The organism is Paraurantiacibacter namhicola, from assembly GCF_001687545.1.
Taxonomy (GTDB): Bacteria; Pseudomonadota; Alphaproteobacteria; order Sphingomonadales; family Sphingomonadaceae; genus Paraurantiacibacter; species Paraurantiacibacter namhicola.
The window spans coordinates 1,746,813-1,758,704 of sequence record NZ_CP016545.1; the positions used below are offsets into that span (position 1 = coordinate 1,746,813).

At 62.7% G+C, this 11,892-nt stretch carries 12 protein-coding genes; 8 read left to right on the forward strand and 4 right to left on the reverse strand.

Annotation, left to right across the window (positions count from 1 at the left end; all coding sequences use genetic code 11):
• Window positions 1-78: 78 nt before the first annotated feature.
• Complete coding sequence (locus A6F65_RS08555) at window positions 79-1,497, forward strand: B12-binding domain-containing radical SAM protein (RefSeq protein ID WP_067787801.1); 1,419 nt, start codon at window positions 79-81, stop codon at window positions 1,495-1,497.
• 33 nt (window positions 1,498-1,530) lie between these two features.
• Here A6F65_RS08555 and A6F65_RS08560 read toward each other — a convergent pair whose 3' ends face one another.
• Both A6F65_RS08560 and A6F65_RS08565 read right to left on the reverse strand, forming a co-directional pair.
• Window positions 1,531-2,694 (reverse strand): tetratricopeptide repeat protein, encoded by a 1,164-nt coding sequence (locus A6F65_RS08560; protein ID WP_067787803.1) that lies wholly within the window; start codon window positions 2,692-2,694, stop codon window positions 1,531-1,533.
• 82 nt (window positions 2,695-2,776) lie between these two features.
• Window positions 2,777-3,448 carry a lysoplasmalogenase family protein gene (locus A6F65_RS08565; RefSeq protein ID WP_067787805.1) on the reverse strand — a complete coding sequence of 224 codons (672 nt, stop codon included), beginning with the start codon at window positions 3,446-3,448 and terminating at the stop codon, window positions 2,777-2,779.
• A 61-nt stretch (window positions 3,449-3,509) separates the two neighbouring features.
• Here A6F65_RS08565 and trmFO point away from each other — a divergent pair, with 61 nt between their 5' ends.
• A complete protein-coding gene (trmFO, locus tag A6F65_RS08570; RefSeq protein WP_205631870.1) occupies window positions 3,510-4,877 on the forward strand; it encodes a methylenetetrahydrofolate--tRNA-(uracil(54)-C(5))-methyltransferase (FADH(2)-oxidizing) TrmFO in 1,368 nt (455 codons plus the stop codon).
• Between the two features lie 122 nt (window positions 4,878-4,999).
• Here the strand turns inward: trmFO and A6F65_RS08575 are convergent, their stop codons facing one another.
• Together A6F65_RS08575 and A6F65_RS08580 are read right to left on the reverse strand one after the other, a co-directional pair.
• Complete coding sequence (locus tag A6F65_RS08575; protein ID WP_067787807.1) at window positions 5,000-5,464, reverse strand: EF-hand domain-containing protein; 465 nt, start codon at window positions 5,462-5,464, stop codon at window positions 5,000-5,002.
• Between the two features lie 29 nt (window positions 5,465-5,493).
• Window positions 5,494-6,129, reverse strand: a complete 636-nt coding sequence (locus A6F65_RS08580) for a hypothetical protein (protein ID WP_067787809.1) — start codon at window positions 6,127-6,129, stop codon at window positions 5,494-5,496.
• 116 nt (window positions 6,130-6,245) lie between these two features.
• Here A6F65_RS08580 and A6F65_RS08585 point away from each other — a divergent pair, with 116 nt between their 5' ends.
• The 6 genes from A6F65_RS08585 to A6F65_RS08610 all read left to right on the forward strand — a co-directional run bounded on the left by A6F65_RS08585 (window position 6,246) and on the right by A6F65_RS08610 (window position 11,873).
• Window positions 6,246-7,649: a TadE/TadG family type IV pilus assembly protein gene (locus A6F65_RS08585; protein WP_237164794.1), complete on the forward strand. Its 1,404-nt coding sequence runs from the start codon at window positions 6,246-6,248 to the stop codon at window positions 7,647-7,649.
• The gene (locus A6F65_RS08590; protein WP_067787811.1) at window positions 7,649-8,104 is read left to right on the forward strand and encodes a TadE/TadG family type IV pilus assembly protein; all 456 of its coding nucleotides are present in this window, start codon (window positions 7,649-7,651) and stop codon (window positions 8,102-8,104) included. Before A6F65_RS08585 ends, A6F65_RS08590 begins: the two co-directional genes overlap by 1 nt.
• Window positions 8,101-8,592 carry a TadE/TadG family type IV pilus assembly protein gene (locus tag A6F65_RS08595; RefSeq protein WP_067787813.1) on the forward strand — a complete coding sequence of 164 codons (492 nt, stop codon included), beginning with the start codon at window positions 8,101-8,103 and terminating at the stop codon, window positions 8,590-8,592. The genes A6F65_RS08590 and A6F65_RS08595 overlap by 4 nt, the downstream gene beginning before the upstream one ends.
• 109 nt (window positions 8,593-8,701) lie before the next feature.
• The gene (locus A6F65_RS08600; RefSeq protein WP_067787815.1) at window positions 8,702-10,603 is read left to right on the forward strand and encodes a VWA domain-containing protein; all 1,902 of its coding nucleotides are present in this window, start codon (window positions 8,702-8,704) and stop codon (window positions 10,601-10,603) included.
• Complete coding sequence (locus A6F65_RS08605; protein WP_169817015.1) at window positions 10,600-11,193, forward strand: TadE/TadG family type IV pilus assembly protein; 594 nt, start codon at window positions 10,600-10,602, stop codon at window positions 11,191-11,193. Before A6F65_RS08600 ends, A6F65_RS08605 begins: the two co-directional genes overlap by 4 nt.
• Window positions 11,190-11,873, forward strand: a complete 684-nt coding sequence (locus A6F65_RS08610) for a hypothetical protein (RefSeq protein WP_067787817.1) — start codon at window positions 11,190-11,192, stop codon at window positions 11,871-11,873. Before A6F65_RS08605 ends, A6F65_RS08610 begins: the two co-directional genes overlap by 4 nt.
• The last annotated feature ends 19 nt before the right edge of the window (window positions 11,874-11,892 follow it).

Consider the following 11,892-nt stretch of genomic DNA (forward strand, 5'->3'; position numbering starts at 1 on the left):
AGTTCATCGACGAAAAAGCACGTTTCATCGCAGGTTCACCTGATGTGGTCATGATGGCCATCATCAGGGGAGACTGCGATGAAAGTGAAGATGATCCTGCCGGCGCTGACCGAGGCTAAAAGCCCGTTCTGGCGCCCGATCAAGTACTCGCTGTTCCCGCCGCTGGGACTGGCGACGCTCGCATCCTACCTCTCTCCCGATGACGAAGTTGAGTTGGTCGACGACCATGTCGAGACCTTCAACACCAACGACGAGCCGGACCTGGTGGTCATCCAGGTTTACATTACGAATGCATACCGGGCTTACAGGCTCGCCGATCACTACCGCGCAAAAGGCTGCCACGTTGCACTCGGGGGCCTGCACGTCACGTCCCTGCCCCACGAGGCGGCGCCGCATGCCGACACAATATTCCTTGGGCCGGGTGAACAGACCTTTCCGCAGTTCCTTGCGGATTTCCGGCGCGACGAGCCGCTATCCGTCTACACCTCCACCAGCGGACGGACCATCCATGGCATCCCGCCGGTCCGCCGCGACCTGATCAAGCGCAATCGGTACCTTGTCCCCAATTCCATCGTAGTGACGCGCGGCTGCCCGCAGCATTGCGACTTCTGTTACAAGGATGCCTTCTTCGAAGGCGGCAAGGGGTTTTACGTCCAGCAGGTGGACGAGGCGCTGGCCGAAATCGAGCGCCTGCCCGGACGGCACCTCTATTTCCTCGACGACCATATCCTGGGCAACCGCCGCTTTGCGGAAGGGCTGTTCGACGGGATGCGCGGCATGGGCCGTTTATGGCAGGGGGCAGCGACGGTGGATTCGGTCCTGCGCGGAGACCTGATCGAGAAGGCGGCCGAGGCCGGGCTGCGCAGCCTGTTCGTCGGCTTCGAAACCTTCAGCCCTGCGAACCTGCGTGCCAGCAACAAGAAACAGAACCTGGCGCGCGATTACGAGGCGGTGGCGCGGCGGCTGTCCGACCTCGGCATCATGATCAACGGTAGCTTCGTGTTCGGCATGGACGATGATGATACGGACGTGTTCGACCGGACGGTGGACTGGGCCGTGCGCAACGGCATCACCACCTCCACCTTCCACATCCAGACGCCCTATCCCGGCACGCGGCTGTACAAGGCAATGGAGGAACAGGGCCGCATCACCACGCGCAATTGGGATCTCTACGATACGCGGCATGTCGTCTATCGTCCTGCCAAGCTGACACCGGGGGCGCTGAAGGCGGGGTATGACCGGGCGTATAGCGATTTCTATTCCTGGCGGAACATGGCGGCGGGCGCCCTGTCGCACGGATCGCAGAAACACCGCGCGAAGCATTTCGCCTATGCGGCCGGCTGGAAGAAGTTCGAACCGCTTTGGGATATCGTCATCAAGGCGCGGCGGCTGGATATCATGACGCCGATGCTGGAAGCGGTCCTGACAAAAGTCACCGGGACGGGGCGCCCCAAGCCGTCCTCCGCCGCGGCTGCCGCATCCGTCGAAGCCGGGTAAGGCACGCGCCATGCGTGCGCGACCCATTTTCGTTCAGCAGTATGGATTGCTGTACAGGCAGGCGGACGTACCGCCCGTGTGATAGCGCATTGCATTGTTCCAATTGCTGCGGTCCTGTCGGGCCTCGAATTCGCGCTGGCGGCGGGCTTCGCCGGCATAATCGTAATTGCTGCGGGAGGGCGACCACGATCCGTAGCTGGGGCTGGACCAGTTGTACTGGCTTGCCCAACGCTGCTGCTTCGCGCGTTCCGCGGCAAGCTGCGCCTGGCGCGCATTTTCCTGCCGCACCGGCTCGTACAGCATGTTGCGATAGATGGCCTGCGCCTTCTCGCTTCCGCGCACCGCAGCCATCCGCATGTAAGCGAGGCCAAGTTGCTGGTTCTCCTCGCGGCCCTGTCCGTACCAATAGGCCATGCCCAGCTCGATCATCCCCTCCACATGGCCGCGCGTGCCGGCATTGTAGAACAGGTTGGAGGCGATGGCCGGATCCTTGTCGAAGCCGTATTTCCCGTCGCGGAACCACATGGCGATCTCGTAGTGCGCGTCCGGCCAGCCTTCCTGCTGCAAGCGCGCGACGGTGGTGATGCCGATCTGCCGCTTGTCGCCACCTGCCGTAATGTAACTGCGGGCGAGCTTCATCTGTTCGGGAGCGGTCAGAGAAGGATCGATGGCGGGCACGTATTTCCAGTTCGGATCGCTGCGCCCGGCGGGGATAATCTTCCCCGTGATCGTGCAGGCATCGGGTTCTCTCAGGCGGCAGGCCTTTTCCAGCAGGGCTATCGCCGCGCCCTGGTCATGGTTCAGGATGGACCCGGAATCGGGCATGTACATCAGCGCGAGCACGGTGCAGGCGCGCGCATGGTCCATATCGCAAGCCTCGCGGTAGCTGAGGGCAATTTCCCAGTCGGCAAACCCTGTGCCGGGCTTGCTGGCGGTCGCCGCCTTCCCCGCCTCGAAGCAGGCATTTGCGAACCCGGCCTGACACGTGGTGGTCAGCAGCTTGCCACCGATCTTTGCCTTGGCCGGATCGCCGCTGTTGACCAGCACATAGCCATAGTCCGTGCAGGCCTGCGGGTCCCCGCCGTCGGCCATGCATCGTTCGCGCAGTTCGCTCTCGTTTGCGGCGGCGGTGGCTGGCGCTGGATAGGCAAATGCCGCGGCTGCGATGGAAAGGGTGGCGATGGCACGGAAAAGCATCGGTCGGCTCCTGCTATTCGGCGGCAAGCTTCCATAGCCGCCATGCAGGTTCAAGTGACAAAGCTTGTCACTGCCGGAGCCGTCAGTGTTTGTGCGCCGGGTCCGCCTTGCGCAGCGCCTGGATGATCCCGGTCGCGATCAGGAACTGGCCGAGGAAATAGGTCGGCCAGATCGCAGCATTGGGCACCGGGCTGCCCGATAGCGGGCCAAGCTCAGCAAAGATCAGCAGGTCCGAAATCACGAACAGCACAGCGCCTATGCCGACCTGGTAGCGCGAGAAGCGGCTGGCCCAGGCGCCCGCAGCCATGCCGGCGAGCGGCAAGGCATAGAGGCCCGTCTGCACACCCATGGACCGGTCTTCCGGCAGCAGGAATGCGACGATTGGCGTCAGGATCAGCAGCGCGGCGACGAACAGTTTCTGGCTGGGTGCAAGCCGATCCCGCTGATGCCGCAGATACAGCGCAATCATGGCGAGGTGGTATGCGAAAAAGAGTATGCCGCCTGCCAGCAGGGTAAATTCTATCGCCATGTCCGCAAGGCTGGCCAGCGCAAGCGCGCCCGCCAGGTGGCGTGCATCGCGGCTGTCGTGGCGATGCCAGGCATAGGCCGCCAGCAAAGCCATCGGCGCGCCCTTCACCGGCACCAGCCAGAACTCCGGAAAACTCGTAAGCCGCAGGTAATAGAACAGCAGCGCGGCGGCGATGCTGGCCACGAGCCAGGGGCGTTTCTCAATCAGGGCGCGGCGCACAGGCATGCCGCTTCCCTTGACCCAAAGCCCGCATGGGAGCAAGCGCGCTGCCGAAATGACAGCTGAAATGAAACACGATATCCATATCATTGGCGGCGGGCTGGCTGGTAGCGAGGCTGCATGGCAGCTGGCGCAGCGCGGCGTGCGTGTGAAGCTGTCCGAAATGCGCGGCGCGGGGCACATGACCCCGGCGCACCAGTCGGACGGGCTGGCGGAGCTGGTGTGCTCCAATTCCTTCCGCTCCGACGATGACGAGAAGAACGCCGTCGGCCTGCTGCACCACGAGATGCGGCGGATGGACAGCCTGGTGATGCGCGCGGGCGAAGTGGCGCGCGTGCCGGCTGGCAGCGCCATGGCCGTGGACCGCGACGTCTTCAGCGCCGAGGTGGAAAAGGCCCTCACCCAGCATCCCAATATCACGGTGGTGCGCGAACTGGTTGACACCCTGCCGCAGGACGGCCCCGTCATCGTCGCCACTGGCCCGCTGACGGCTGCGGCGCTGGCGGACAGTATCGGCGCGCTAACGGGAGCGGACAGCCTCGCCTTCTTCGATGCCATCGCCCCCATCGTCCACCGCGACAGCATCGACATGTCCAAGGCCTGGATCCAGAGCCGCTGGAACAAGCGGACGGCGGCCAGCAATGAGGATGGCGATTACATCAATTGCCCCATGACGAAGGAGCAGTACCTCGCCTTCCACCAGGGCCTGATGGATGCCGAGAAGGGCGAGTTCAAGGAATGGGAAGCGGACACGCCTTACTTCGATGGCTGCATGCCGATCGAGGTGATGGCGGAGCGCGGAGTGGAGACACTGCGCTATGGCCCGATGAAGGGCGTGGGGCTGGATAACCCCTACGACACAAGCGAGGAACATCCGCAGGGCAAGTGGCCCTATGCGGTGGTGCAGCTGCGGCAGGACAACAAGCTGGGCACGCTGTGGAACATGGTCGGCTTCCAGACCAAGATGAAATACGGCGCGCAGGTGGAGCTGTTCCGCACCATTCCCGGCCTCGAGAATGCCGAGTTTGCGCGGCTGGGCGGGATGCACCGCAACACCTTCATCAACTCGCCCAAGCTGCTGGACCGCCAGCTGCGCTTGAGGACTGCGTCGCATATCCGCTTCGCCGGACAGATGACGGGCTGCGAAGGCTATGTCGAAAGCGCTGCCGTGGGCCTGTTGGCGGGCGTGATGGCGGCAACCGAACTGGCGGGCGAGAACTGGGAAGCGCCGCCGCGCACCAGCGCGATGGGCGCGCTGCTCAGCCACATTACCGGCGATGCGGAGGCGAGCAGCTTCCAGCCCATGAACGTCAATTTCGGCCTGTTCCCGCCGCTGCACAAGGTTCCGAAAAAGCAGCGCAAGGAAGCCTACACATCGCGCGCCAAGGAAGACTTCGGTGGGTGGCTGGCGACGCTTGACGGGATACCGGCCTGAAGGTTTGTTCGGGGCCGAGGGAGGTCCCAGCGTTCGCTGGGACTCATGCGTGTTGCCAAACTAAGTGATCCCCGGCGCAGGCCGGGGTCTCTCAGTAGCCTCGGCGCCCGCTCGAACTCCGCTCAGCAATTGCAGCCGGGACGCCGTTTCGCCGGCTTGGGCTTCGTCGAGGCGAATTCCTTCTGGGTCAGCTCGCCGTCACGGTCAGCGTCTGCGCCGTCGAACTTGTCCACGGTGGCCACGGCCCACTCCTCGAACGTGAGGAGGTTGTTTCCGTCCGTATCCAGCTTGCGGAAGGCCTTCGTGCGGCTGGAAAGCATCTCGTTACGGCTGATGCGCAGGTCGCGGTTGCGGTCGTAGCGGAAGAAGCGGCGCTGTTCCTTGCTCAGCTCGGTCGCCTCGGGTGGCGCGGGACCGGTCATGCCTGCCGCATCCGCGCTGGGCAGGCCTTCGGGCGTCGCCTCGGCCAGTGGCTCTTCCACGGCGGGCGGCGCGGCGCGCTCCACGTCCTGGCGTCCCTGCAGCCAGCTGAAGGCGATGCCCGCGGCGGCCAGCGCCAGAAATGCTCCCAGAATCAGGCGGTTCATAGTCTGCTCCCCTTAACCCCCAGATTACGTCATCGGCCCAGCAAGCCAAGCCGGATCGCGGCAACCATGTCACCCGGCCCCGCAAGCAGGTCTCCCGAGCGGCCTGCGCGGTGTGCGCGGTTGGCTAGACCATCCAGCACGGCAAGCGGCCGCTGCGCGCGCGGCATTTTCGGCGTTGGCTCAAGTGCATCGAGGCGGTCAGCGACCAGCGAGCGTTCCTCTGGCGAGGACAGGTTTGGCAGCAATTCCACCAGCGAGACCCGGTCCGATGCTATTGCTGCGCCCTCGCCCTGCCCCCCGGCAAATGCGAATGCCGCCTGCCGTCCGGCGCAATAGGCATCCAGCTGTTCCTCGCCAAACTCCTCCGCCAGCAGCGCTTCCCAGCCATCGACCAGCGCACCAAGCCGGTCCGGCGCTTCGCATTGTCGCAGCGCGCCGAGCACCGCATCGCCCTTCGGCCATTCGGACACCGGCCGCGCCAGCATGTCCCGCCACCAGGCGAGGCGCATCTGCACCAGCACCACCTCCCGCCGTGCCCGGATGATCTTTGCGAGGCGGGCATCGAGCGCAAAGACTGCGGCGAAGGAAAGCCGCGTCGCCTTGCCCGCATAGGCCAGCGCAAGGCGCTGCGGCGGGGCGATATCGGCAAGCAGCGCTTCATCCATGCACCTGTCCAAGCCGATACCCGGCCCCCGTGCAAGCCCGGATGGCCATGATTAAGGCGCCTTAACCCTGTCGATGCACCATTCGGTCACCACACCTGCCCTATTGGCAGTGTCGCATGCATACGACCGAGGACACATCCATGGTAAAGAAGCCTTCGCTGATGCGGCGCCTGCGCCGGAACAAGAGCGGTAACGCCACCCTGCTGGTTGCGCTGGGGATGCCCGCGCTGATCGGCGCGGCCGGTTTCGGCATCGACATGGCGCAGCTGTATATGTGGAAGCGAGAGCTACAGCACTCGGTGGACCAGGCCGCAATGGCCGGCGCATGGGCCCTCGCCTACGACAAAAAGTCGACAAATTACACGACCCGGGCGCAGCAGGAATTCGACGCGAACCAGAAGATCACGTCGGACTTCGACTCGACGCCGAACGTCCAGCTGGCGAGCTATGACGGCGGTGTGAACAATTCCGTGCTGGTGTCCGCCAGTGTCACGAAAAGCCTGCCTTTCAGCAGCTTCCTGACCAACAAGCCGCTGCACATGCAGGCCGTGGCCCAGGCAACCTTTGCCGATGGCGCGACTTACAAGGCGTGCCTGCTTGCACTGAAGAAGGGATCTTCCGGCACATTCTCGATCGGCGGCAACGCCACCGTGAATGCCAGCTGCGGCCTCGGCGCGCTGTCTTGCGAGGCAGGCGCAATCGAAATCGGCGGTTCGTCCTCGGTCACGACTGATACGATCGCGACCTGCGGCACGGCCTCCGTCCCGACTTCGCTGCAAAGCAAGACTGCGGAGAACGTCACCGGCCTTTCCGACGCATTCGGCGGCCTGCCCGCCCCGCTGCTGGCAAGCAATGAAGAATCGAACGCAAAGCAGCTGGATTGCAAGAACAACAAGAAGGTTTCCGTCACGCCGGGCCGCTACACGGGTGGCTGGGACGTGAAATGCACGCTGACCATGGCGTCGGGTATCTACATCATCGATGGCGGTGTGCTCGATCTCACCAGCAACAAGGGTAACGTGACCGGCACCGGCGTGATGTTCGTGCTGCGCAATGGCGCGACCGTGAAGCTGGGCGGCAGTGGCAATGCCAACAAGGACGGCGGCATCGATTACAGCGATGCCGATGGCGCATCCGTGACCCTGTCCCCGATGGAGGCATCCGCCTTTGTCGATGGGCCGAACGACGCGTACAAGGACCAGTATGCCGGCCTCCTCATCTATGAGGACAAGAAGGATTACAGCAACGCCTCGGGCCAGGACTGGAAGGACCTGCCGGAACTGTCCGGCCAGGTCGATCACAAGATCAACGGCAACTCGCGCATCTCCATGCGCGGGACGATGTACCTGCCGCGCGGCAATGTCACGCTGAACGGCAATTCCGCGACCAATTCGAACTGCTTCCAGCTGTGGGCTTACACGCTCAAGATCAACGGCAGCACGAATGTCACCACGACCTGCAGCAGCAACCAGACGCTTGTTGCTGGCACCAGCAAGGGCGGCGTGCGGCTCGTCGGCTGATGCTTCGCAAGCTCACCTCCACCCTCGCCCGCTGCCAGCGCGGTGCAATGGCGATCGAGACGGCGCTTGTCGTGCCGATTCTGTGCCTGCTTGCGCTGGGCACGTTCGATGTCAGCAGCATGGTATCGCGCCAGCAGGAATTGCAGAGCGCAGCCAATGAGGCATCGACCATCGTCCTGGCTGCGGCGAACAGCACGGGTGTAAGCTCCACCGACCTGGAGAAGATCATCGAAAGCTCGGTGAGCCTCAAGCCCGACCAGCTCGTGATCTCGCAGGAATATCGCTGCGATGCTGCGACGGCGCGCACTAGCAATCTGGCAGATTGCGATACATCGAAGCCGATCTACGCTTATGTGAAACTGGTTATCACTGACAGTTACACACCGCTGTGGACCAGCTTCGGTGTCGGCAGCACGTTCAATTACAGCGTGACCCGCACGGTGCAGGTATCATGACCTTGCGACCGCTCTTTCCGCGCCTCAAGCGCCTCAAATCCGACCTGCGCGGTGCGACCGTGCTGGAATTTGCCCTTCTCGCCCCGGCCTTCATGGGCCTGGTGATCGGGGTGATGGAAGTTGGCGTGTACATGCAGAAGTACAACGCCGTGCGAAACCTCGCGTCCGATGCGGCGCGTTACGCCACGGTTGAATACCAGAAGGAAAACAACCTCGCTGCCGTCACGCTTGAGCAGAATATCAAGACGCTGGGCCTTGGCGAGCCATACTTCCTGGACGCGGATGCATTGACAATCTCCGTCACACCCGTGGCCACGCCGCAGGTAACCGGGGCCAAGGAATTCGATCTGGAGATCGACTATGTCCTGCCGAACATCAGCGGCCTGGCGATTACCGAGTTCACGATCGAATACGGCCGCCCGCTGTTCGTGATCGACAATGCTTATGTGGCCCCCACGCCCACGCCCACGGCCACTGCCTCTCCCTGAGCGCTTTCGCTGGCTTGGCCCTTCAGCGGGACCCTGCGGCAATCCGTTAAAATATTAACCTTCGCCGTTGACGCTTTCTCAAAGGGCGTCGGCGTATTGACGGCGCATTATGGCCCGTACCTCATCCTCGCTTCAGCTATTTTCGCGCCTTGCGCGCGACAATGCCGGTAACACGCTGGTGATCATCGCCGGCGCATTGCTGCCCCTGCTCGCGCTGGTGGGCGGCGGCGTCGATGCGAGCCGCGGATACATGGCGCAGGCCCGATTGCAGCAGGCGTGTGACGCTGGCGTGCTTGCCGCGCGCAAACAGCTGGGCAGCAACACGCCCAATTCCATGCCGGGCGAGGTCAAGAACCGCGGCAAGCGCTTCTTCGACGTCAACTTCCCGGACAAGATCTACGGCACGACAGGCCGCAAGTTCGACATGACGATGGAGTCCGATTTCTCCATCAGCGGCGTGGCGGACGTGGTTGTCCCGACAACGGTGATGAACATTTTCGGCTACAAGGAAATGCCGCTGAAAGTGGAATGCGCAGCGCGGCTCAACTTCACCAATCTCGACATGATGATGGTGATCGACGTCACCGGATCCATGCGGCACACCAATGCCGGAGACAGCATGAGCCGCATCGACAGCGTCCGCTCTGTCATCAAGGACTTCTACAACCAGATGGAAACGTCGAAGCAGAGCGGTGTTCGCACGCGCTACGGCTTCGTGCCCTACGCCACCAATGTGAATGTGGGCCCGCTGCTTGATCCGGACTGGGTTGTGGACGACTGGAACTATTCCCAGCGCGCCTCGGCCGTTGATCCGGCGATGCTTTCCATCACCTATACCAGCACGACGTGGACGCCGATAAGCGGTGATCGGAACGAGTACTATTCGCAAGGTACCTCGTGTCCGGCGGATGCGCACACTTATGACTGGAGCGAAGAGACGGTCGTTGGCACGACGACGACGCAGACGCGCACGGCAAACGGATCGCGCTTCGAATGTTCCAGTTCCGATGGCGGGACGTACCTGATCAAGGAAATCCGCTATTCCAATTATGTCAGCGAGAAGAAGACCCAGCAGAAAATCGGCCTGAAGCGCACCTGGCGCTATCGCGATTACAATATCGATGTTTCCAAGATCAAGAAGGGCAAGAAGCTCCATACGACCGCATTCGATCGCTTCTTCATGGGCACGCCGCAGGAAGTGAAATCCGGCACCGGCTGGTACGAAGGCTGCATCGAGGAACGCGAGACCTATGAAATTACGGATTACACCAGCGTCGACCTCAACCGCGCCAAGGACCTGGATATCGACCTCGTCCCCAATTCGGATGCCTCGCGCTGGAAGCCGGCCATCTCATCCTTCGGCTTTGTCCGAGGACTGAATTGGGATGGGACGGGCGCGCCCAGCAAGCCGCTGGTCGATTCCGACGAGAACTTCGTGAATGCCACATGGGTTGGCGGCTGGTTCGGAGACGGCCGCTGGGTCAGTACCTCTGCCTGCCCTGCTGCTGCGAAGAAGCTGTCTCCCATGACCGCGAACGAGCTGGACACGTATCTCGGCACCCTGCTGCCGGGCGGCAAGACCTACCATGACACCGGCATGATCTGGGGCGGTCGGCTGCTTTCGAAGGACGGCCTGTTTGCGAGCGAGAACGCCGATGTGAACGGCGTGCCTACTTCTCGCCACCTGATCTTCCTGACCGACGGCCAGACCGAACCGCTGGATGTCGCCTACTCTGCATACGGTGTTGAGGCCGTGCACCATCGCCGCTGGAACCCCTCGTCCACCCTCACGCTGGCGCAGACCGTGGAAGAACGCTTCAAATTCGCGTGCAACGAAATCAAGAAGCGCAACATCACCATCTGGGTGGTCGCATTCGGCACCAACCTGAATGCTTCGATGACCGAATGCGCAGGACCGGGCCGCTATTTCGAAGCGAGCAATTCTTCGGAACTCTCGACGGCCTTCAACAGCATCCTGAAAAGCATGGGCGACCTGAGGATTTCGAAGTGATCCGCGTCCGCGCCATCCTGGCCCGCCTGATCGGCGAGGAACGCGCTGCCACGATAGTGGAATTTGCGCTGATCCTGCCCGTGTTCGCCATGATGCTGATGGGCCTGTTCGACATGGGCTACAACCTTTACGCGGCCAGCGTCTTGCAGGGCGCCATCCACGACGCGGCGCGGGACTCCACCATCGATGGCGCACAACCCGCCGTCATGGACGACGCAGTCAAGAACGCGGTCTATAACGTCGTGCCCAATGCCAACGTCACGATGACGCGCAAGGCCTATGCCAATCTCAGCGATGTGGGGAAGGCCGAGGACTTCGACGATCTCAACAGTGACGGCGTCTGCAATGACGGCGAGCCCTTCGACGACATCAATGAGAACGGGACCTGGGATTCCGATCGCGGTATTGCCGGCCAGGGTAATGCGCGCGACGCGGTGGAATACGCGGTGACGGTAACGTACCCCCGCGCCTTCCCGGTCGCGGCCTTCATCGGCATGGGCAGCACGGTCAGCATCACCTCCACCACCGTGCTGCGCAACCAGCCCTATAACCAGCAGTCGGTCTCTTCCGCCGTGGGGAATTGCACATGATGCATCGCTTCCTGAAGAAACTCGCACGCAGCAAGGCGGGCGTCGCGATGACGGAGTTTGCCCTCGCGGCGCCGCTGCTGCTGACGGCTGGCCTGTGGGGCACGGAAGTGGCGTGGCTTGCGCTGACGAACCTGCGCGTCAGCCAGGTGACGATGCAGCTGGCCGATAATGGTTCGCGCATCGGGGATTCCAGCACGCTGCAGAACCGCAAGATCTACGAATCCGATATCAATGACATCCTGGTGGGTGCCACCATCCACGGCGGCGGGGCGATGGACCTTTACGAGCATGGCCGCGTGGTCGTCAGCAGCCTGGAAGTGATCCCCGGTAGCAATGGCGGCAAGCAGTACATCCACTGGCAGCGCTGCCTCGGCAAGATGCAGGTCGGCTCCGCCTATGGCCCGGAAGGCCACGGCCTGAACTCGCCCAATTTCAAGGGGATGGGCCCGACAGGTAAGGAAGTCAGCGCAATCGACGAGCAGGATGCGGTGATCTACGTGGAAATCGAATACGATTACCAACCGCTGTTTTCCGACGTCTTCGTCGGCAACACGCGGATCCGCGCGGAAGGCAGCTTCTCCGTGCGCGAAAGCCGTGACCTGAGCCAGGTCTACCAGAAGGATCCGAACAACCCGGACCCGCAGGCCAGCTGCACCAAGTACAACAAGTCCGTAAGCTGAGCTGCCGCCCCTTGCGGGC

Coding starts and splice junctions, on each gene's coding strand:
- A6F65_RS08590 (WP_067787811.1), top strand. CDS start 7,649: ATGCTTCGCAAGCTCACCTCCACCCTCGCCCGCTGCCAGCGCGGTGCA.
- A6F65_RS08555 (WP_067787801.1), top strand. CDS start 79: ATGAAAGTGAAGATGATCCTGCCGGCGCTGACCGAGGCTAAAAGCCCG.
- A6F65_RS08610 (WP_067787817.1), top strand. CDS start 11,190: ATGATGCATCGCTTCCTGAAGAAACTCGCACGCAGCAAGGCGGGCGTC.
- A6F65_RS08560 (WP_067787803.1), bottom strand. CDS start 2,694: ATGCTTTTCCGTGCCATCGCCACCCTTTCCATCGCAGCCGCGGCATTT.
- A6F65_RS08600 (WP_067787815.1), top strand. CDS start 8,702: ATGGCCCGTACCTCATCCTCGCTTCAGCTATTTTCGCGCCTTGCGCGC.
- A6F65_RS08565 (WP_067787805.1), bottom strand. CDS start 3,448: ATGCCTGTGCGCCGCGCCCTGATTGAGAAACGCCCCTGGCTCGTGGCC.
- trmFO (WP_205631870.1), top strand. CDS start 3,510: ATGAAACACGATATCCATATCATTGGCGGCGGGCTGGCTGGTAGCGAG.
- A6F65_RS08580 (WP_067787809.1), bottom strand. CDS start 6,129: ATGGATGAAGCGCTGCTTGCCGATATCGCCCCGCCGCAGCGCCTTGCG.
- A6F65_RS08595 (WP_067787813.1), top strand. CDS start 8,101: ATGACCTTGCGACCGCTCTTTCCGCGCCTCAAGCGCCTCAAATCCGAC.
- A6F65_RS08585 (WP_237164794.1), top strand. CDS start 6,246: ATGCATACGACCGAGGACACATCCATGGTAAAGAAGCCTTCGCTGATG.
- A6F65_RS08575 (WP_067787807.1), bottom strand. CDS start 5,464: ATGAACCGCCTGATTCTGGGAGCATTTCTGGCGCTGGCCGCCGCGGGC.